This window comes from Burkholderia sp. MSMB1588, from assembly GCF_001546925.1.
Classification (GTDB): Bacteria; Pseudomonadota; Gammaproteobacteria; order Burkholderiales; family Burkholderiaceae; genus Burkholderia; species Burkholderia humptydooensis.
In genome coordinates this window covers 1,295,024-1,315,647 of sequence record NZ_CM003770.1, presented here as the reverse complement: position 1 = coordinate 1,315,647, position 20,624 = coordinate 1,295,024, and the positions used below count along the sequence as shown (strand labels likewise).

General features: G+C 66.7%; 15 protein-coding genes. 6 read left to right on the top strand and 9 right to left on the bottom strand.

Translation table 11 applies throughout. The features are described from left to right. Positions 1 to 124: 124 nt before the first annotated feature. Positions 125 to 439, bottom strand: a complete 315-nt coding sequence (locus WS92_RS34295; RefSeq protein ID WP_141667966.1) for a hypothetical protein — start codon at positions 437 to 439, stop codon at positions 125 to 127. Between the two features lie 170 nt (positions 440 to 609). Between WS92_RS34295 and WS92_RS35565 the strand changes: the two genes are divergently transcribed. From WS92_RS35565 to WS92_RS05420, 6 genes are all read left to right on the top strand, one after another. Next, a complete protein-coding gene (locus WS92_RS35565; protein WP_156442999.1) occupies positions 610 to 1,674 on the top strand; it encodes a hypothetical protein in 1,065 nt (354 codons plus the stop codon). A 177-nt stretch (positions 1,675 to 1,851) separates the two neighbouring features. Continuing rightward, positions 1,852 to 2,669, top strand: a protein-coding gene (locus tag WS92_RS31120; protein WP_096746671.1) for an IS5 family transposase whose coding sequence is annotated in 2 segments (ribosomal slippage) — positions 1,852 to 2,200 and positions 2,200 to 2,669 — 819 coding nt in all. Because the reading frame shifts where the segments join, the coding sequence is not laid out codon by codon here. A gap of 1,288 nt (positions 2,670 to 3,957) precedes the next feature. Then, positions 3,958 to 4,773 carry a helix-turn-helix transcriptional regulator gene (locus tag WS92_RS05435; RefSeq protein ID WP_059931428.1) on the top strand — a complete coding sequence of 272 codons (816 nt, stop codon included), beginning with the start codon at positions 3,958 to 3,960 and terminating at the stop codon, positions 4,771 to 4,773. 434 nt (positions 4,774 to 5,207) lie between these two features. Beyond that, positions 5,208 to 5,771, top strand: a complete 564-nt coding sequence (ahpC, locus tag WS92_RS05430) for an alkyl hydroperoxide reductase subunit C (protein ID WP_006028553.1) — start codon at positions 5,208 to 5,210, stop codon at positions 5,769 to 5,771. A gap of 140 nt (positions 5,772 to 5,911) precedes the next feature. Continuing rightward, complete coding sequence (ahpF, locus tag WS92_RS05425; RefSeq protein WP_059931400.1) at positions 5,912 to 7,519, top strand: alkyl hydroperoxide reductase subunit F; 1,608 nt, start codon at positions 5,912 to 5,914, stop codon at positions 7,517 to 7,519. Positions 7,520 to 7,760: 241 nt separating this feature from the next. Continuing rightward, the gene (locus tag WS92_RS05420; RefSeq protein ID WP_231755917.1) at positions 7,761 to 8,210 is read left to right on the top strand and encodes a helix-turn-helix domain-containing protein; all 450 of its coding nucleotides are present in this window, start codon (positions 7,761 to 7,763) and stop codon (positions 8,208 to 8,210) included. A 51-nt stretch (positions 8,211 to 8,261) separates the two neighbouring features. Here the strand turns inward: WS92_RS05420 and WS92_RS05415 are convergent, their stop codons facing one another. The 8 genes from WS92_RS05415 to WS92_RS05380 all read right to left on the bottom strand — a co-directional run bounded on the left by WS92_RS05415 (position 8,262) and on the right by WS92_RS05380 (position 20,568). Further along, positions 8,262 to 8,633: an MAPEG family protein gene (locus tag WS92_RS05415; RefSeq protein WP_059931401.1), complete on the bottom strand. Its 372-nt coding sequence runs from the start codon at positions 8,631 to 8,633 to the stop codon at positions 8,262 to 8,264. Between the two features lie 251 nt (positions 8,634 to 8,884). Next, on the bottom strand, positions 8,885 to 11,020 hold the full coding sequence (locus WS92_RS05410) for an AprA-related methyltransferase (RefSeq protein ID WP_059931404.1): 2,136 nt from the start codon (positions 11,018 to 11,020) through the stop codon (positions 8,885 to 8,887). A 13-nt stretch (positions 11,021 to 11,033) separates the two neighbouring features. Continuing rightward, on the bottom strand, positions 11,034 to 14,888 hold the full coding sequence (locus tag WS92_RS05405; protein ID WP_059931406.1) for an AMP-binding protein: 3,855 nt from the start codon (positions 14,886 to 14,888) through the stop codon (positions 11,034 to 11,036). A gap of 127 nt (positions 14,889 to 15,015) precedes the next feature. Further along, on the bottom strand, positions 15,016 to 15,912 hold the full coding sequence (locus tag WS92_RS05400; RefSeq protein WP_059931431.1) for an MBL fold metallo-hydrolase: 897 nt from the start codon (positions 15,910 to 15,912) through the stop codon (positions 15,016 to 15,018). Between the two features lie 14 nt (positions 15,913 to 15,926). Then, entirely contained in the window at positions 15,927 to 16,925 is a 999-nt protein-coding gene (locus WS92_RS05395; protein ID WP_059931407.1) for a ketoacyl-ACP synthase III, read from the bottom strand. Next, positions 16,915 to 18,021, bottom strand: coding sequence for a 3-oxoacyl-ACP synthase III family protein (locus WS92_RS05390; protein WP_015603120.1), 1,107 nt, complete (start codon positions 18,019 to 18,021; stop codon positions 16,915 to 16,917). Before WS92_RS05390 ends, WS92_RS05395 begins: the two co-directional genes overlap by 11 nt. Beyond that, on the bottom strand, positions 18,021 to 18,902 hold the full coding sequence (locus tag WS92_RS05385) for a beta-ketoacyl-[acyl-carrier-protein] synthase family protein (protein WP_059931409.1): 882 nt from the start codon (positions 18,900 to 18,902) through the stop codon (positions 18,021 to 18,023). Before WS92_RS05385 ends, WS92_RS05390 begins: the two co-directional genes overlap by 1 nt. 34 nt (positions 18,903 to 18,936) lie before the next feature. After that, a complete protein-coding gene (locus WS92_RS05380; protein ID WP_059931411.1) occupies positions 18,937 to 20,568 on the bottom strand; it encodes an AMP-binding protein in 1,632 nt (543 codons plus the stop codon). Positions 20,569 to 20,624 lie beyond the last annotated feature (56 nt).

Sequence of the window (20,624 nt, the reverse complement as noted above, 5' to 3'; positions counted from 1 at the left end):
GGAAAAAATTGGAACGGCGAAACGGCGTAACGGCGAAATGGACACGTGACAGCCGATCGGTCATCGGCACACCCTTACGCAGCGACGCCGGCTGGGCGATAAATCGAAAATCGGGGAGCGCGAATCATGAATAACGAAATAAAATTGACACAATTCCATTCTTGAAAATCACTGAATCATCCCGCCTCGACATCGAAAATAAATCGACGCAATCAAATAAACAAAAAAAATCCCTATAAACACGGCAATTAAAATCCGCGAATTCCATCAATGCGTTCGACTTGGCGATGAATCGCGATTCATCATCCTCGTCCGGCCCGCGCATGGATGGCTTTCGCGCCTCGCCGGCAGACTCGACGCCGGTTCGATCGAGCAGCGATCCATATCCGCGGACCGGATCACGCCGGACATCGATTCGCCGAATTCCGTCGAATGCCATTAATGTCTTATTCAGACTTCGCACCCCCAAGATTAAGCAGGATCGCCCACTCCGTCTGCACCTAATTACCGGGACATTTCTCGGATTTCATAATTTCGCACCAATTAACATAAATTCCATGAAACGGAAAAGACTATCATCACCTTCTTCATTGAATGTCCGGAATTTTCATGACAGACAAGGCGGATGCCCGCACATACCATTCAGCTTCAGCCCGGAACAAGCGGCAAATCGTCGGCGCTCGCGTCGAATCGAAACGCAGCGCCTTTCGGACACAGCCGCCGCACGACCATCTGTTCGATGATCCGTCAGGACGCTGCCGCGAGCGCGGCGCCCTGACAACGATCGTCACCATGCCGATCGAGGCTCGCTTGCCGTTGCCGACGAGAGATGGCCAGTACACATCCCGCTCCGGGCGCGCGTTCGCAAGCAGTTACGGAAATGCGGCAGGTTGGCCCACCCGCCGGTCGCGCAGCGGGTCTGCGATCACGCCGCAGGGCCGGGCTTCGGATTCGCCGGACATTCCCATCGGCCGTGCCGACATGGCGCTCGGTCAAAACCGGCCGCCCGTCGCATCGCAAACATTCCCGGAGTCGTTCCCGCGCCCGGCGGAGAACGCAGCCCCGTTCACGCGCACCCCGAGGGTGCCGCCACCGGCGCACAGTCGACCGCTGCCCGCGATCGCGACGCAACCGCTTCCGCCGATGGCCGACAAGGGCGAGCGCGCTTGTTCTGCGACGGAACGCTTCGGTCGAGCCGTTCCCGGATATGGCAGTCGATCCGCGCCCAATCATCACATCCGGCCCCGACACGCCCCATATCGCGCCGGACAGCGTTCGATCGACGCGGCCGCGACCGACGGCTTGAGCGAAAGGTCGAAAGCCAAGCGGCCGTTGACGAACCTGCCGGCCCTCCAACCGGAAAATCCGCCGCACCGCGTTCTCATTAAACCCCGGAAGATGCGCCGACATCCGGTGGCCGAACGACGGCGGCGCCGCAATCAGCGCCTCGATCACTTGTCGCCCTCGCCCGACAGGGAATGGAACTTTTTCGCGCAACGCCGTACAACCATCGCTTCGCCATACGTTCCCGCCCCCTTGATCCGGCACTCGCACGGCTCCTTCATGCCCTGCCGGTTCGTGCGCCGGGCATTCTCCAAGCCGCGCCGGCTCAGTTCTCAATTACAGCGGACGACCGATCGTAGGCCCGACCTCGGCGACTGCCCATTGCCCTGAATGATGTTCAATACCAGTGCGCCTTTACGCATCGCCGCCCATCGACCGATGTCTTCGCCATCTTCGCGCTCATCGCCCCTCCGTCCATTAAGAGACGGTTTCAAAAAGAGTCCAAGGGGCTGTTAACTTTTTCAGCATCCTGTTAACCTTGGCCGTCGTGACAGACGGGCCAAGGAGATGGGTAAGCCAATCATTGATGACGAACTGTGGGCACTGATCGAAGCACTGCTACCTCCGCCAAAGCCGCGCCGCTTCAAGTACCCCGGTCGCAAGCCGGTAGCGGACCGTGCGGCTTTGACGGGCATCCTTTTTGTGCTGAAGACGGGCATTCGTTGGCGCGACTTACCGTCCGAAATGGGATGCGGCTCAGGCGTAAGTTGTTGGCGCAGGCTGCGCGATTGGCAGCAAGCCGGTGTGTGGGATCGACTGCACGCGGTGCTGCTGGCGAAACTGCGAGCAGCCGAGAAGATCGACTTCTCCCGTGTGGTCGTCGACTCATCGTTGATTCGTGCGGTTGGGGCGGGCGAAAAACTGGCCCGAACCCCACCGATCGAGCTCGACCCGGGTCGAAGCACCACATCGCCACCGACGCCAACGGAACGCCGATCGCGGCAATCCTGACCGGCGCCAATCGTAACGACGTCACCCAACTGGTTCCGCTGATCGAGGCCATTGTGCCGATCGGCGGCGTGCGTGGACGGCCTCTGAGCCGTCCTGCCCGCGTCTACGCCGACCGTGGTTACGACCACGACAAATACCGACGCATCCTTCACGAGCGCAACATCCCCACCAGCATCGCGCGGCGCGGTCAGCCGCACGGTAGTGGCCTTGGAAAAGTCCGTTGGGTCGTCGAACGTACTCATGCTTGGCTGCATCATTTCCGCCGTCTACGTATTCGCTTTGAACGTCGCGCCGACATTCACGAAGCGTTCCTCAAACTCGGCTGCTGCCTGATCTGCTGGAATACCCTGCGGCGAGCCCAGCAGTCTTTATGAAACCGTCTCTAAGACGTGATCAGGAAGTCACCGGATCGTTACAGATGTTCCCTCATGAAGCGGCATTTACGGTCCGTCACATGGCTTATTAAGCGACTACGTACATGATGGAAATTTATCGCATTCTCAATATTTATTAAATCACAAAAAATACATGTAAATTTTCTTTACATCCCCTGAACAATGAGATACAAATTTCACAACCCGATATGACTAGATGTGAAAATGTATACTTTCCATGCTTTTTATAAAAATGACAAAAATGTCATGAAATTTCTGTCATTTTTATATCGTCCAATCGATAGCCCGCGGCACGCCTGATATCTCGAGAAATTCAATTCATTGATTCCCGATACGAAGGAATGTGGATGTTAACCCCCCTTTCGAGAGGAGAGGAATAGGCAGCCTGGCGTTATGAAATTCAGCGTAGAGACCGAGTACTTTCCGGTACTCCTCTCGAATGTCGCCTGCAAATATTCAACATACGCGTCCGGCTGATCAATGGCGAAAATACGACCCGTTAGTCGCATACAAATGCTGCACCTTGTGAGCTAAACTTTGCGGAAACGCGAGATGGAACAGCGTGATTTATGAAAAATGAGCACGACCGAGAAAAATATCGCATTTCGGATGCCTTCCCCTTGTGCATTCAATATTCGCTGTCTAACCGGAGCCGTAGTATGCGGGCCACGGCCGAGCATTTGCCCGCGTTCACCTCGATCGACACATTGAACGACATGCCGCTTGCGTATGCCCGGCCACGGGCCGAACAACGCCGGAAGCACACAAAGCGTTTTCTGGAGTATTGCGGATAGGCATGAATGACAGCGAGCGACGCTCGTCATTTCCGTGGTCGCAGACGCGCTGCGACGGCATAGCCTGCTGATGCGTCCGGGAACAGCTCGCGCATTGCCGTTGTCGCGGCCGCGCTCACTTTCGTCTTTGCATCGTGCGCAGATTGTGTGCCGAACCTCGTTTCGGCAACGGATTGGTTGTCGCGGCATCGATGCTCAATTGCGCAGGATCGGCGCCATATGCTGTCGCGCGGCGTATCGAAACAGCGCTTGGGTCCATTGGCCTGGCGCAGTCAGGGCGCTGCGCGTTATCGATGCCTCGTCATATTGCGCCACGACGAGAACGACGAACTCGCGGCGGGTGGTTTCGGTCGGAGCGGTACGCGTGCAGCGGTCATCGACCGGCGGACGCACCATCGCGGCCAGAGGAACTGAGGAAAAACGAGTAGCGAGGCGCGCTATCGTGAACAAACTGGCAGATGGAGGAAACGGGATTGGTCGACATCTTTTGCAAGCTGGGAAAAGTCATATCCAGCATTGGCGCCGAGCGCTTTGCCACTGATCTACATTCGTTGTTTGTCGCATCTATGAACGTAGAAGCCACCAAGATTACTGCATGGTCCACCAATGACATGAAAAGGGAAGTTGTCGACGTGCATCTGTTGGGGGCATTCACGTCACAACATCAAGACCTATGGGCCGATATTCTGAATGTCGATCTGGAAAAAAAGTCGGTTGAGCATCCGCTGTCGAAGAAAGTACTGGCTGCGCGCGATACGCAGTTGATCCACATGAACGTGCTCCAACCGAACCAAGACGAGTTCGGGTTGACATCCTCGCCCTATCACGACCGAGGATTCCAGTGCCACCTGGTGTCATGCAAGACGAACCGCCGCTATGTGATTTCGTTGTGCCGCTCCCCGCAAGCGCGCGACTTTACCATTCAGGAAATGTCGCTTCTGAAAAGCTACGCCGAAACGCTCATGCCGCTCGTCGAGATGCACTCGTCGCATCGACGATGTGCGATGTCGGACCGTCCAGCGAAAATTCCGGGCCATACGGTGTGCTCGACCGGCGTCGAGTCCGTGCGTCAGGGGTTCGAGCATAGGCTCAAGGATGCGGCCATTATGCTGTCCGATCGCGAGATCGAAGTGTGTGTTGGCTTGCTGACCGGCAACACGTTTCGCGAAATGGCAACTGAACTCGGGGTGAAAAGCAGCACTGTCGAGACTTACATCAAACGCGCGGCGGCAAAACTTGGCTTCAAGGGACGACACGGTCTCATAAAGTGGGTGCTCGACGAAGCCTGATCTGGCCGTCGGCGCGCCATCACGCCGGGAGGTGCGGTGGTCGTGGCATCTCGCCCAAAGGCTCCAGCGCTCCGGCCAAGAAGACTCGAAGCGACACGCCCTGCGCGGGCGCGTCGCTCACGGCGCGAAAACCCGCTCTGGCCAAGCCACCTCGCCGGCGCGGCTTCCCTTAGAACTGACGGCCCGCGCCCACTACCGCGCCGAAGTCCGACCGGCTGTTGCCTGAGGCTAGCTCTAGGATTGCCCCCAAATTCCAGTGGATTTCGGTGGAGCGCAGCAGCGCTCAATAGAGGAAAAATTTTCGCCCGCGGCCCGGCTGGGCGGCGAGATAGGCAATACCGATTCCGTCCATTGAAACATGCAATTTCACAGAACCGGCCCCCATCGCCATACTGGCGCTTCCTGATCACACACCGATTCAAGAGGAAGCGCAAATGCCGATCATCAACAGCCAGATCAAACCGTTCAAGGCCACCGCATACCACAACGGCGACTTCGTGCAGGTCAGCGACGAGACCCTGAAGGGCAAGTGGTCCGTCGTCGTGTTCTACCCCGCCGACTTCACGTTCGTGTGCCCGACCGAGCTCGGCGATCTGGCCGACCGCTACGCCGAATTCCAGAAGCTCGGCGTCGAAATCTACGCGGTGTCGACCGACACGCACTTCACGCACAAGGCATGGCACGATACGTCGGACACGATCTCGAAGATCCAGTATCCGATGATCGGCGATCCGACGCTCGCGATCTCGCGCAACTTCGACGTGCTGATCGAAGAGGAAGGCCTCGCGCTGCGCGGCACGTTCGTGATCAACCCGGAAGGCGAGATCAAGCTGTGCGAGATCCACGACAACGGCATCGGCCGCGACGCGGGCGAGCTGCTGCGCAAAGTCCAGGCCGCGCAATACATCGCCGCGCATCCGGGCGAAGTCTGCCCCGCGAAGTGGACGCCGGGCGCCGACACGCTCACGCCGTCGCTCGATCTGATCGGCAAGATCTGAAGCCGCACGGCGGCATCGCCGCCGTGCGCGCCATGCGCCGCCGCGTTTTTCGCGGCCCGCTCCCGGCACCGCCCGCCCCATCGCCGCCTCGCCCGCATACGGCGAGCAAGCCCCTCTTTCGCTACGGAATCCGAATCGTCATGCTGGACGCCAATCTCAAGACTCAGTTGAAATCGTACCTCGAACGGATCACGCGTCCCGTCGAGCTCGTCGCATCGCTCGACGACGGCGGCCAGTCGCGCGAGCTGCGTGCGCTGCTCGACGAGATCGCGTCGCTTTCGCCGCAAGTCTCGATCGTCGAGCGCCGCGACGGGGCGGAGCGCACGCCGTCGTTCTCGGTCGGCGAGCCGGGCAAGGCCGCGGGCATCCGCTTCGCCGGGATGCCGATGGGCCATGAGTTCACGTCGCTCGTGCTCGCGCTGCTGCAGACGGGCGGCCATCCGATCAAGCTCGACGACGCGACGATCGAACAGATCCGCGCGCTCGACGGCGATTACGCGTTCGAGACGTACATCTCGCTCACCTGCCAGAACTGCCCGGAAGTCGTGCAGGCGCTCAACGTGATGGCGCTCGTCAACCCGCGCATCCGCCACGTGATGATCGACGGCGCGCTGTTCCAGGACGAAGTCGAGGCGCGCCGGATCATGGCCGTGCCGACGATCTTCCTGAACGGCGAGACGTTCGGCCAGGGCCGCAGCAGCGTGAAGGAAATCCTCGCGAAGCTCGACCGCGGCGCGAGCCGGCGCGCGGCGCAGGCGCTCGCGGAAAAGCCCGTGTTCGACATGCTGATCGTCGGCGGCGGCCCCGCCGGCGCGGCGGCCGCGATCTACGCGGCGCGCAAGGGCATCTCGACGGGCGTCGTCGCCGAGCGCTTCGGCGGGCAAGTGCTCGACACGATGGCGATCGAGAACTTCGTGTCGGTCAAGGAAACCGAAGGGCCGAAGTTCGCGACCGCGCTCGAGCAGCACGTGAAGCAATACGAAGTCGACGTGATCGACGTGCAGCGCGCCGACCGGCTCGTGCCGGGCCGCATCCACGAAATCCGCCTCGCGAGCGGCGCGGTGCTGAAGGCGAAAGCCGTCGTGCTCGCCACCGGCGCGCGCTGGCGCGAAATCGGCGTGCCCGGCGAGCGCGAGTATCGCAACCGCGGCGTCGCGTACTGCCCGCATTGCGACGGCCCGCTTTTCAAGGGCAAGCGCGTCGCGGTGGTCGGCGGCGGCAACTCGGGCGTCGAGGCCGCGATCGATCTCGCCGGCATCGTGAGCGAAGTGACGCTGATCGAATACGGCGCGCAACTGCGCGCGGACGACGTGCTGCAGCGCAAGCTGCACAGCCTCGCGAACGTGACGGTGCTCACGCGTGCCCGCACGACCGAACTCACGGGCGACGGCGCGCGGCTGAACGGGCTCGTCTACGAGGACATGCGCACCGGCGAAGCGAAGCGCATCGCGCTCGAAGGCGTGTTCGTGCAGATCGGCCTCGTGCCGAACGCCGAATGGCTGAAGGGAACGGTCGAGCTGTCGAAGCACGGCGAGATCGTCGTCGACGCGCGCGGCGCGACGTCGGTGCCCGGCGTGTTCGCCGCCGGCGACGTGACGACCGTGCCGTACAAGCAGATCGTGATCGCGGTCGGCGAAGGCGCGAAGGCATCGCTCGGCGCGTTCGACTATCTGATTCGAAGCGAAGCGGATGCGGCGCAGGCGGCGGATGCCGAAGCCTCGGCGAGCGCCGAGATGATCGCCGTCTGATCCGCCCCAAAACCTTTCAATCGTCTACCGTTGGCCCTCGTCGCGATGTGAAGAGCATCGTGGCGAGGGCATTTTTTTTGATTCTTCACCGGTTCCGCGGAAAAGCGGCGCGGAAATGACGATGAGGGGGCCCGTCACGATGCTCAATGCGTTCGTGTCGCCGAACGCAGCCGATGCGGCGCGCATGCCCGATCGCTGCTGCGTGTACGGCGTTTCGTCGCTTTCGTCGCTCCTGAAGCAGTTGCTCGACGAGGCCGTCGACGTGCCGGCGATGTACGACATCGGCGGACGCGACGGCAAACTGATGGACCTGCTCGTCGCGGAAATGGCGTCGATGCGGCGTCTGTCACTTCACGCGCCACTGCCGAGCGATCCTCGTCTCGCTCGCGCGTGCCGGCGCTTGTTCGATGCGCCGTCGATTGCGATCGGGCTCGACGCGATGGCGGCCGAAGCCGGCATGAGCTGGCGAACCATGACCCGCCTTTTCCGCATGCAGACCGGCGTGAGTTTCGCCGAGTGGCGCGAGCAGGTCTGCCTGCTCGCGGCCATCGAGCGCCTGAGCGAAGGACAGGCCGTGCCCCGCGTCGCGCTGGATCTCGGCTACGCAAGCCCTAGCGCGTTCACGTCCGCGTTCCGTCGCGTTCTCGGTGAAGCGCCGACCCGGCATCTGGAAGTGCGCGCAACCGCATGAACGGGTTGCAACCAAGGCACGCCGACGCGGCGTCGGGCACGGGGCGCGTGCTCACGGCGCGGCGAAGAACAGCCAGACCACGCAAACGAGGCCGACCGTCCACATGAGCGAGCGCAGCGTCGCCCAGTTCAGCAGATAGAGCACGCCATACAGCGCACGCGATGCGACGAAGACGATCGCGAGCTGATCGACGCGCTGCACGTTCGCGCCGTTGTGCCACGCGACGACGAGCGCCGCGGTGAACAGCGCAAGCGCCTCCCACGAATTCTGATGCGCGCCGAACGCGCGCGCTCGCCAGCCTTCGAGCTGCGCGAGATAGCGGCGCGGCTCGCGGTTGTCGTACCGGCTGCCCGACTTCGCGCACATCGTCCAGACGAACGGCATCAATGCGGTGATCAGCAGGCAAGTTTGCGACACGGTCATGCTTCCCCTCCCTTGTGGATTTTGACGAACCGGTTCGCTTGCGAACTGGCTCGATTGTCACGATCGACGCGCGGCGAACGCCGCCGCCGCGCCAGCCGCACTATACGGCATTGCATCGGTGCGGAAGCGGGATCGGCAAGCCGTGCGGGGAGATGACGCCCGAACCGATGTCGAGTACGAAGTCCAGATGTCGCGCGGGCGCGCGCCGCTCAAGCGCGCCGCGCGCCCGCCGGGCCGGCGGGCGGACGGCATCACGCATGCGCAGCGTCGTAGGCGACATAATCGGCGATGCTGAAGAACCGGTATTCGTTCAGCAGATCCGGGCCGGGGAAGCCCTCGGGGTGGATGCGTCCGTGGATCGCGTCGCGCGGGCTCAACCCCGCGAGGCACATCGCGAGCATGAACTCGTCGAACGGCGCCATGAACTGCCGCGACAGGAAATGCATCCCCCAGTTGAACACCGACGGCAACTGCTCGGTCCGCGTCCAGCGGCCCGGCTCGGCCGCCGCGTCGTCGAGCAGGCTCGCGGCCCACGGGCTATGCCCTTCGACGACGAGGAAGCCGTGCTTCGCGTGCGGCTTCCAGCGCGCGACGAAGTCGATCAGGTCGGCGGCCGCGACGTAGCCGGGCACAAGCCCTTCGGCATCGCTGTACGCGACGCGGAACACGCGCCTGATCGCGTCGAGCGGAACCGGCAGCGCCGCATCGTCCGAAACCGTCAGTTGTCCCGGATAGTAACGTTCGGCGACGCTGCGCAGATGCGCGCGATCGACCTGCCGCAAATGGCGCTCGAGAACCGCATCGGCGGCATCGCCGCGGCGCACGCCGAGGCGGCGGTTGTGCACGAGGAACATGAACGTGTGCAGCAGATCGCTCAGGCGCGCCGCACGATGACTGCCGTCCGGGCCCTTCACGGTCAGGCCGCTCGCGGCCACCGCTTCGTCGTAACGATCGGGCTGCGAAATGTCGGCGTCGATCACGCGCACGTGCACGCCCGGCACGCCGCTCAGCGCGGCGAGCGTATCCGCCGCGCGGCTGCGCGCCGATTCGTTGTAGTCCGCGCCGATCACGATGAGCGGATAGTCGGCGAGATGCCGGCCGCGCCGCGTCGATTCGATCACGTACTGCGCGAGCCGCCTGAGCGCGCTGCCGTCGCCGCAGCCCATGTCGGAAATGCCGGCCGGCTGCTGATCGAGCGGCGTCTCGTCGAACAGGCGCCGGATGATCTTCGCCGTGATCTCCTTCGACGCCGGGCCCGAGCCCGCGCCGCTCGACGCATACACGTTCATCACGCGATCGATGTGCCCGTCGCGATCGACGTCGAGCGGATCGGGGTCGCCGAACAGCAATTCGTCGAGCAGCGCATACGAGCGCAGGTACGATGCGGCGAGCCCCGCATACGGCGCGGCGATCGGCCGATGGATGCGTCCCGCCTCGTTGAGCCGCACGCGCGCGCCGTCGGCCTCGATGTCGGCCACGCCCGCGTGGCGCAGCAGCGCCCATGCGGCGTCCAGCGCGACGCGGTCCGCGTGCGGCCACGCGTCGCCGATCGCGACGCCGTCGCGCCGCGCGTCGAACGCCTCGAAGAAGCTCGCCGCGACCTTGCCCTGCTGCGCGCCCTGCTTCTCGAACACCGGCATGTCGAGCGCGACCCACGTCGGGCCGAGCAACAGCCCGTCCATCGCGGTGCGCAGTTGCGCGTCGGCGTGCCGTTCGACATCGTCGCGCGCTTCCGGCAACGGCCATCCGTCGATGCAGACTCGCACGAGCGCCGCGTATTCCGCGCTCTGGCCGGCGTGCTCGCGCCGGCGATGACACAGCGCATGCAGATGCTGCAGCAGCGAAGCCGCATCGGCCAGGCGCGTGAAAAGCGGCCGCTGCGCGTTCACGCACTCGACGACGCGCGCGCCGGCGGGCGTCAACGCATAGCCGGCGTGCTCATCGCCGCTGCCGAGCGTCACCCAGCCGGCGAGGCCGAGCAGGTTCAGCGCGCCCCACAGCAGCCCGAGGTTGCGCGTCGGATCGGCCTTGCGCGTGACCGCGAACGCGCGCATCGCGCGCGGCTCGCCGGCCTTCAGGCCGTCGAACGCGCCCGCGAGCACGAGGCGCGTGAGCGTCGGCACGAGCACGATGCCGTTCGCCCAGTTGCAACTGCGCGTGTAGGCCATCACGCGCTGCGCGTCGTCGCTGCCGATGCGCAGCGTCGCCTCGCGGTCGCCGCGGCGGGTTTCGATCGGCGCGCCGGCGTCGGCGATCTCGACGCGCAGCGGCGTGCCGAGCGGCACGCCGAGCAGCTTGCAACTGTCGTCGGCATGCGAGCGGAGGTAGTTTTCGAGCTGCGCGGTCAGGGTGCCGGCAGACGTGGCAAGTTCACAAAGCGACTGCATGATCGGATGCGCCTCACAAGGAAGAAGAAATGGCGGACGAAGCCGCGTCCGCTTGCGCGGGCGCGTGCTGGCCCATTCGGGCGGCGAGATGCGTCGCCAATGCGTCGATCGACGCGTGATCCCAGACGGCGGACGCATCGACGGTCGTGCGAAACGCGTCGCCGAACGCCATCGTCAGCTCGACCGCGAGGATCGAATCGAGGCCGATGTCGGCGAAGGTCGTCTCGGCCGTCAGCGCGATCCGGCGATTGCGCAGACGCTCGCCGAGCCACGTCAGCAGCCAGCGCTCGACCTCGCGCTTCAGCCCGGGGGCGGCCTGCCCGGCCGACGCGGACGCAGGCTCGGGCGAGACGTCGGCGGCCGGCGGCGGCTCGTCGACGGCGAGCGCCGCGCCGATGCCGGCGGGCTCCGCACGCGTGTCGTAGTCGGCGCGCAGCAGCGGATCGATCCGTTGCGTCGCGCCCGGCACCGTCTGCTCGATCGGACCGATCTCGCGCTCGTCGCGCTGCGCCCACTCGGCGAGCTGCGCGGCGCTCGACAGCACGCGCCGGCGGCCCACCTGGCGCTGCGCCGCCTCGACCGCGAGCTCGTATTGGCTCTGCGCCCAATCGAGCGTCGCGCCGTCGGCGCCGCGCCGCTTCGCGGCCTGCTCGACGGCGGCCAGCAGCAGCGCCCATTGCGCGACGCTGCCGAGCCAGTAGTTGACCCAGTTCGTCGCGTGCGCGGCGCCGCCGAGCGCTTCCGCGTTCGCGAGCCCCTCTTCGAGCAGTTGCTCGCCGAGCCCGCGCAGCTCGGCGGCCAGCGCGCCCGCGCCCGTGCGCTCGCCCAGATAGCCGAGCAGATCGTCGCCGCCGTTCAGCAGACGGCTGCCCAGATGCGCGAGCAGCGTCTCGGTCGGCCCCTCGAAGATGCGCGGCAGCCGCGCATCGCGGAAGATCTGCGGCGCGACATTCGTTTCGATGTAGCCGCGCCCGCCCAGCATCTGCATCAGTTCGTCGGACGTTTGCGACAGGCACTCCGAGCCGAGAATCTTCGCGATCAGCAGGCCGTCTTCGGGCGCGTCGCGCCCCGCGTCGAAATCGGCCGCCAGTTGCTCGATCAGCGCGCTCAGTCCGTCGATCCGATGCCGCAGGTCGCCAAGACGCTGACGGGCGAGCGGATGGTCGAGCAGCAGGCCGGTGCCGATCCGGCGGCGCGCCGCATAGCGATGCATCAACTGCGCGCAGCGCTTCATCGCGCCGACGCAGACCGCGCCGATGCCGAGGCGCGCGAAGTTCATCGTCTGCTGCGCGACCGCCATCCCCTGCCCGGGCGCGCCGAGCCGGCACGCGTCGCTCACGCGCGCGCGATCGAGGTGGAGCGTGTTCTGGATCATCCCGCGCACGCCCATCGTCAGGTCTTCCGCGCCGATCCGCAGGCCGGGCGTGCCCTGCCGGACCGCGAGCCCGACCATGCCGGCGCCGTCCGCCTGCTTCGCGAACACGTTGATCACCCCCGCCCACGCCGACGATCCGCTCCAGCTCTTGCGGCCGCTGACGAGCCAGTGATCGCCGTCGATGCGCTGCGCGGTCGACACGATCGCGCGCGCGTTCGAGCCCGCATCCGGCTCGGTCAGCGCGAACGCGGCGAGCGTGCGCCCCGTCGCGAGCAGCGGCAGCAGCTCGTCGCGCAGCGCGGGCTGCGCGTGCAGCATGATCGGCCGGATGCCGAGCGTATTGTTCAGGCCCACGAAGAATGCGAGCGTCGTGTCGATCGTCGCCAGTTGCGACACCAGCGCCAGCATCTCGCGATGCGTGAGACCGAGGCCGCCGTATTCGCGGTCGATCTGCATGCCGAGGAGCCCCGCGTTGCCGAAGTCGAGCACGATGTGCGGCGGTATGGTCCGGCGCTCGTCGATGGTTCGCGAATCGATTCGCGTGCGCGCGTAGTGGCGCAGCCAGTCCTTGAGCTGCTCGACCTTCGCGGCGTTCGGCGAGGCGGCGCTGCCCGCGGCGGCCGCATCGGTTGCATGGGCTTGCGCGGCCGGCGCGGCGCAAGGCGCCTGCGCGGCCGGCGAAGCCGACGACGCGGACGCGGCGGCGGCGCCCTGCGTGGCTTCGGCCACGCAGTCGTCCGCGTCCCAGCGCGCGAGCACCGTCAGCTCGCCGTCGCGCAACCGCTTGCGGCATTCGCTGCGCCGCACCTTGCCGCTCGATGTCTTCGGCACGCTGCCAGGCGACACCAGCAGCACCGCGCCCGGGCTGATGTCGTGGCGCAGCCAGATCGCCTCGCGCATGCCCTTGAGCAGCGCGTCGAGATCGCCCTTGCGATGCGTGCGCTCGATCTCCGCGACGACGACGAGCCGCTCCTCGTCGCCCGCGTCGACCGTGAACGCCGCGCAGCCGTTCGGCACCAGCTCGGGCCGGCTGCCGATCACCGCGTACTCGATGTCTTCCGAGTAGTAGTTGCGCCCGGCGATGATGATCATGTCCTTCAGGCGGCCGGTGACGTACAGATCGCCGCGATGATGGAAGCCAAGGTCGCCCGTGGCGGCGAAATCCTGCCCGGCCTCGCCGCCGATGCCGCGCTGGAACGCCGCGAGCGTCTGTTCGTACTGCTGCCAGTAGCCGGGCGCGACGCTCGCGCCCGCGACGCAGATCTCGCCGATTTCGTCGTCCGCGCAGCGCTCGTTCGTATTCAGATCGCGCACGACGACCCGCTGCCCGCCGATCGGCACGCCGACGCTGACGAGCACGCGCTCGCCGTCGCGCTCGTCCATCTGCGGCGCGAGGCCCTCGAACTCGCGCCGGATCGCGACCTTCTGCTGCTGCAGCGCCGCCTGGTCGACGCACACCGTGCGAAGCGGCCGCGGCGCGCTGCGCCCCGCGACGAGCAGCGTGCATTCGGCGAGGCCGTAGCACGGCTTGAAGCGCTCCGGATCGAAGCCCGTCGGCGCGAAGCGCTGCGCGAACTCCGCGAGCGTGCCGTAGCGGACCGATTCCGCGCCGCTGTACGCGGTCTTCAGGCAGCTCAGGTCGAGCGTCGCGAGCGCTTCATCGGGCACGCGGCGGCTGCACATCCGGTAGGCGAAGTCGGGCGCGCCCGTCACGTCCGCGCGATGGTCGCTGATCGCGCGCAACCACAGGAACGGATGCTGAATGAAGCGCTCCGGCGCCATCAGCACGCAGCGAAAGCCGCCGAACAGCGACGTCAGGACCCCGCCGATCAACCCCATGTCGTGATACGGCGGCAGCCAACTGACCATCGTGCTCTCGTCGTGATACCCCATCCATTCGCCGATCAGCGAAAGGTTGTGGATCAGGTTGCCGTGCGTGACCATCACGCCCTTCGGCTTGCCGGTCGTGCCCGACGTGTACTGCAGGAACGCGACGTGCGAAGGCGCGACGTCGGCCGGCTCGAGCGTCGCGTCGAGCGGCTTCGCGGCGTCGAGGTCGAGCAGCGCGACGTGCGACGCCGCCGTATCCTCCAGCAGCTTCGCGCAGCGCGTGAAATCGTCGCCGGTGGACAGGATCGCCTTCGCGCCCGCGCTCTCGACGATGCCGACGATGCGGCTCGCGTGCTGCCGGTTGCGCGGCGGATACGCGGGCACGGCGACCGCGCCCGCGTACAGGCAGCCGAGGAAGCCTGCGACGTAGTCGAGCCCCGGCCGGCACAGCATCAGCACGCGCTCGCCGACGCCGACCGACTGCCGTTGCAGCAGCAGCGCGACGCGGCGTGCGGCCAGCTCGAGTTCCGCGAACGTGATCGATTGCTGCTGCTCGTCGTCGGGCTGACCGCTCAGGAACAGATACGCGACTTTCTCGCCTCTCGTCGCCGCGCGCGCGCGCAGCAGCTCGTTGATCGTCTTCGGCAGATTGGTGGTGGTCATGGCGTCATCCGACAGGAAATGAAACCCACGGTCGTGGTGGTTGCGTTCGGCGGCCGGCGCCGACGATCCGACGTGAGCCGGCCGGTGGGGCGTTCGGCGCGGGCGTCGCCCGCGCCGGCGCGGGCGCCTACGCGGCGCGCTGGAACAGGTCGATCATTCGCTCCATGCTCTTCAGATGCAGCGCGCGCGGCACCACTTTCGCGCTGCGCGCCGCGTAGCGCTCGGTCCATTGCCGCGCGAGCGCGCGCGTCGCATTCGTGTCGCCGCGCGCGGCGCGCGCTTCGTCGTTGCGCGCGGCAAGACCGTCGCGCGCATGCCGGACCGCGTGCCGCGCGACGCCGCCGCCGACGACGCCGTAATGGCCGAGCGCGATCCGCGACGCGTGCTGCTGCTCGATCGCGTCGAGCGACCGCCGGTAGGCGGGCAGATCCTGGAACACGAGCGGCAGCCATTGCGTCGGCGCGTGGTATTCGCCGAGGGCGTCCGACACGAACAGCAGATCGAGCTGCGGGCAGTGATAGCCGAGCAGGCATACGCTGTGGCCCGGCAGCGCGATCGCGCGCATCCGCATCCCTTCGCCGATGTCGAGCGCCCTGCCCGGATTGAGCGGATACAGCGGAATGTCCGACAGGTCGGCGAGCTCAGCCTCGGCGACCGGCTCCCACGCGACGGACGCCTGAGCGTCGAGCATCCTGATCGTTCGGCACGCGGACGGGCTCTGCAGCGCGTCGGCCGTATCGGGCGAGCCGACGATGTGCAGCCACGGCATGCGCGGCGCGAGCGTGCCGAGCAGGCTGCAATGGTCGTAGTGCGAATGCGTGATCAGCCAGTAGCGCAGATGCCGGATGCCGCCGTAGTCGCTCAGCAGGGCGTGAAGCTGCCGCCACACGAGCTCGGTCATGCCGCTCAGCCCGCCTTCGACGAGCGTCGCGGCTTCGTCGTTGACGACCACGTACAGCGGCACGTCCGCGGTGCCGACGATGGCGAGCTGCGAGTCGATCCAGCCTGGAGTGCTGTGCTGCATGTCGTTCGGCTCCTTCAACTCCGATAGAGCGCGCACGCCCAGGTCGAGCCCGCGCCGTAGGTCACGAGCAGGTTCAGTTGGCCGGCCGGCATCCGCCCCTGCTCGCGCGCGAGCGCGAGCGCGACCGGAAACGCGGCGCTCGCCATGTTGCCGAGATCCTCGACGGAAATCATGCAGCGCTCGCGCGGCAGGCCGAGTTGCTCGACCACCGCGTCGATGATCCGCAGGTTCGGCTGATGCGGCACGACGAGCCCGATGTCGCCGAGCGCGAGCCGGTGCTTGTCCAGCATCTGCCGGCACGCGCCGACGATGCGGCGCGTCGCGTCCTCGAACATCTCGGCGCCGCGCATCCGGAAGCAGTGGCGGCCCGCCGCGATGTCGTCGGCGTCGATGAAGTTCGGCCGCTTCGCGCCCGGCGCTTCCGTCTGCAGCAGATCGAACTGCGTGCCGTCCGCGCCGAGCGACAGATCGATGAGGCCGCGCGTCGCGTCGGGCTGCGCGCGCAGCACCATCGCGGCCGCGCCGTCGCTCAGCAGGATCGACAGGTTGCGGCCCGCGTTGCTCGTGTCGATCCGCCGCGACAGCGCTTCCGCGCAGATCAGCAGCACGTTGCGATACAGGCCGCTCGCAACGAAGTGCCGCGCGATCTCGAGCCCGTACAGCGCGCCGCTGCATTGCGCGCGGATGTCGAAGCACGGAATCTCGCGCAGCCCGAGCCGCGGCTGCATGTAGCACGCCTGCGACGGATCGTGATGATCGGGCGACAGCGTGTTGACGATCAGCAGATCGATGTCGACGGGTGCAACGCCCGCGTCGGCCATCGCGCGCTCGGCGGCCGGGCACGCGAGATCCGCGAGCTGCCGGCCGGGCGCGAGGTAGCGGCGATGCCGCACGCCGGTGCGCGTGCGGATGAACGCGTCGCTCGTATCGATGACGCGCGCGACTTCGTCGTTGCCGACGATCCGCTCCGGCAGCGCGTGGCCGAGCCCGGCGATCTCCAGGTTATGCCGCATGTTCGCGCTCCGTCGCATCGAGCGTCGAGCCCGCGTCGGTCACGGCCGTCTCGCCCCAGCGCCATAGCTGCGCGCCGAAGCCCCAGCCGGCGCCCGCGCCCGCGATCACCACCTGCGAGCCCGGCTTCACGACGCCGCGGCGAATCGATTCGTAAAGCGCGAGCGGCACCGCGGCCGACACGAGGCACGCGCAATCGGCCAGGCGAATCACGTATTGATCCGGCGCGAGGCCGAGGCGCTGCGCCCACGCGCGCACGAGAATCTCCGACGGCTGATGGAACACCATCGCGTCGATATCGTCCGTGCGCAAGCCGGTCTTGCGCAGCAGACGCTCGACGATGTCGGGAATCGCCTCGGGCATGAAGCGCGCGATCTGCTCCTGCGCCTCGGGCTTCAGCGTGAAATACGCGCCGAAGCGCTCGGCCTGGCGCTCGGCGTCGTCGCGATCCGCTGCGGGCTTCGGGTAGCGCCATTGCATCGTCGCGAGAGCGTAGTGCGTCGCGTCGCTGCGGTAGACGGCGTTCAGCCAGTCGGCGCCGTGCGGATCGTGCGCGTCGGCGACGAGCACGGCCGCCGCCGCGCCGTCGCCGAACGTCGTCGACGATTTGCTCGCGTAATCGACGACCGCCGACATCCGCTCGGACGAGCACACGAGCGCGCGCTTCACGCGCCCCTGCTTGATCAGGTTCGTCGCGAGCTGCATTTGCAGCACGAAGCTCGCGCACTCCATTTCGACGTCGGCATCGAGCGCGCGGCGCGCGCCGAGCCGATCGCGCAGCGCGCGCGACAGCCGCGGCGCGAAACGCCTCGCGCCGTCGGCGGCGGTGACGAACGGCGACGTGATGTTGAACAGCACGAGATCGAGTTCGGCCGCGTCGACGCCCGCGCGCGCGAGCGCCTGGCGCGCGGTGCGCTCGGCCATCGCGAACTCGGATTCGCCCGCGTGCGGATCGATCACGTAGCGCGACTCGATGCCCCAGAACTGCCACCACTCGGACGGGATCGGCTCGACTTCATCGAAGGCGGCATCGTCGTTGCGCAGCAGGCGCGACGGCAGATTGCACGCGAGACTGGCCATGCGAACGTTGTAGGACATCAGACCTCCATTGCGATGCATGCGATGCGGGGCTTGAACGCGTTGAGCGTCAGCGCGGCGACGACCCGCGCGTCGCCGCGCGCGCCCGCGCGGGTCGCGAGCCACGCGGGAAGCTGGAACGCGGCGGGAACGCCGGCGTCGCCATCGATCAAGTCGATCACGTCGGCTTGCGCCCCGCTCGCGAGGCCTGCGTCGCCCGCGAGCCAGCCGCACACCCAGGATTCACGGAACAGTTCGGATACCGGCGCGTCGATCCTGCTTCGCACGTCGCCGACGACCTCGCGCACGGCCGCGTCCGCATTGCGCGGCACGGCGCGAAAGCGCCCCGCCGCCGGATCGAAGCCGCCGTCGAAGCGCGCGACGACGCCCGTCTCGTGCGCATGCCGCGCGGACACGCCGGCCAGCGTCGCGAGGCTCGGCGCGTCGAGATCCGCGTAGCTCGCGTGGTAGCGGTCGCCGCGGCCGGGCGAGAGCACGATCGCGCCCGCGCCGTCCGCATGGCCGCCCGATTCGGCGCCGTCGACGTCGGCGAGCGCCTCGGCCTTCACGACGAGCGCGCGGCGGTAGCCGAGCTGCCGGCAATGGCTCTGCACGAGATCGAGCGCGAGCGTCCAGTCGGCGTCGAGCAGATCGAACACGGCTGCGTTGGCCGCGCGCAGATCGCGCTGCACCGGATGCGCGAGCCGCGGCCCCGCGATGCCCGCCGCGTCCGCCATCCGGTTCGGCGAAACCGACAGGCTGACGATCAGATCGAGCTCCGAAGGCAGGCAGCGCGCTTTCGAAAGCGCCTGCCGCGCCGCCTTGAGCGCATAGTCGTTCGCAAATGCCAGCGCGTGCGCCGCGCCGTCCGGTATTGCAATACCCGCTCCCAGTATTTTCATGTCGCCTCGATGTCGAATGGGTTGGGCGATGCCGTCAGGCCGCCTGTACGTCGTCGGCGGCCGCCTGCCGCAGCTTGAAGCGCTGCAACTTGCCGGCTTCGTTGCGCGGCAGACCGGCCGCGCGATACTCGATGCGCCGCGGATACTTGTACGGCGCGATCCGCGCCTTCACGTGCTGCTGCAACGCCGCCGTCAGCGCGTCTGAGCCGCACACGCCGGGCCGCAGCACGACGTGCGCGCATACGAGCGTGCCGCCGCGCCCATCGGGCGCGCCGACGACGCCGCACTCGAGCACGTCCGCGTGGCTCAGCACCGCCTCCTCCACCTCGGCGGGCGAAATGGTGTAGCCGAGGCTGATGATCAGATCGTCGGCGCGCGACTGATAGAACAGGTAGCCGTCCTCGTCGAGATAGGCGGCGTCGCCCGTCAGGTTCCACCCGTGCCGCACGTAGTCGCGCTGGCGCGCGTCGCTCAGGTAGCGGCAGCCGGTCGGCCCCTGCACCGCGAGACGGCCGACGTGATAGGGCGGCAGGCGCTCGCCGCGCTCGTCGAGGATCGCGAGCCGGTAGCCGGGCACCGCCTTGCCGATCGCGCCTTCCTTCGCCTGCATGTCGTCCGCGGACGCGAAGATGTGCAGCATTTCGGTCGCGCCGATGCCGTCGATGATGCGAATGCCCGTGCGCGCGAGCCACGCGTTGCGCGTCGGCACCGGCAGCGCCTCGCCCGCGCACACGCATTTGCGCAGGCTGGAGATGTCGTGATCGCCGATGTCGTCGAGCATCGCCCGATACGCGGCCGGCGCGGTGAACAGGATGCTCACGCGATGCGCGCCGATCGCGGCGAGCAGCCGCTCCGGCTTCGCCCGCTGCAACAGCACGACGCTCGCGCCGACGCTCAGCGGAAACAGCAGCAGCGCGCCGAGCCCGAACGTGAACGCGAGCGGCGGCGAGCCGCAGAACACGTCGTCGGCGTTCGGCTTCAGCACGTGCTGCGGGAAGCAATGGCAGATCGCCATCACGTCGCGATGGAAATGCACGGTCGCCTTCGGACGCCCGGTCGTGCCCGACGTGAACGCGACGATGCAAGGATCGTCGGCGCGCGCGTCGACCGGGTCGAACGTCGCCGGGTATTCGCGCATCAGCCGCTCGAACGCGGCCGCGTCTTCCTCGTCCGTGCCGTAGCACCGGATGAACCCCACGCCGGGCACCGCCGCCATCGCGGCGCGCAATTCGGCGGACACCGACGCTTCGCAGAGCGCGTGCGAGACCTTCGCCTGCGCGATGACTTTCGACAGCTCGCCCGCGCGCAGCAGCGGCATCGTCGTCACCGCGACGCCGCCCGCCTTGACAACCGCGAACCACGCGGCGGCAAGGAACGGGTGATTGGTTCCGTGCAGCAGCACCCGGTTGCCCGGCACGAGCCCGCCGTCGCGCACGAGCAGGTTCGCGATCCGGTTGCTCAGCTCGAACAGTTCGCGATACGACCACGCGGCGCCACACTCGGTGCGAATCGCGACGCGCTCGCCCCAGCCTCGCCGGGTCACGGCGTCGTCGAGCAGCGCCGCCGCGCAGTTGATGCGCTCCGGATACTGCAGGCCCGGCAACTCGAAGACGAACTCCGGCAGATCGGTCGTTGCAGGCAGATTCGTGCGGCAAAAGTTGTCCATCGTCAGTGCTCGCGAGAGGTTGACTGAGAAACCAGGATGATTCGGCGCAGCGCAAG

Excerpts from the sequence above, each read along its gene's own strand:
- WS92_RS34295 (WP_141667966.1), bottom strand. The coding sequence starts at position 439 with ATGGCATTCGACGGAATTCGGCGAATCGATGTCCGGCGTGATCCGGTC.
- WS92_RS35565 (WP_156442999.1), top strand. The coding sequence starts at position 610 with ATGACAGACAAGGCGGATGCCCGCACATACCATTCAGCTTCAGCCCGG.
- ahpC (WP_006028553.1), top strand. The coding sequence starts at position 5,208 with ATGCCGATCATCAACAGCCAGATCAAACCGTTCAAGGCCACCGCATAC.
- ahpF (WP_059931400.1), top strand. The coding sequence starts at position 5,912 with ATGCTGGACGCCAATCTCAAGACTCAGTTGAAATCGTACCTCGAACGG.
- WS92_RS05415 (WP_059931401.1), bottom strand. The coding sequence starts at position 8,633 with ATGACCGTGTCGCAAACTTGCCTGCTGATCACCGCATTGATGCCGTTC.
- WS92_RS05410 (WP_059931404.1), bottom strand. The coding sequence starts at position 11,020 with ATGCAGTCGCTTTGTGAACTTGCCACGTCTGCCGGCACCCTGACCGCG.
- WS92_RS05405 (WP_059931406.1), bottom strand. The coding sequence starts at position 14,888 with ATGACCACCACCAATCTGCCGAAGACGATCAACGAGCTGCTGCGCGCG.
- WS92_RS05400 (WP_059931431.1), bottom strand. The coding sequence starts at position 15,912 with ATGCAGCACAGCACTCCAGGCTGGATCGACTCGCAGCTCGCCATCGTC.
- WS92_RS05395 (WP_059931407.1), bottom strand. The coding sequence starts at position 16,925 with ATGCGGCATAACCTGGAGATCGCCGGGCTCGGCCACGCGCTGCCGGAG.
- WS92_RS05390 (WP_015603120.1), bottom strand. The coding sequence starts at position 18,021 with ATGTCCTACAACGTTCGCATGGCCAGTCTCGCGTGCAATCTGCCGTCG.
- WS92_RS05385 (WP_059931409.1), bottom strand. The coding sequence starts at position 18,902 with ATGAAAATACTGGGAGCGGGTATTGCAATACCGGACGGCGCGGCGCAC.
- WS92_RS05380 (WP_059931411.1), bottom strand. The coding sequence starts at position 20,568 with ATGGACAACTTTTGCCGCACGAATCTGCCTGCAACGACCGATCTGCCG.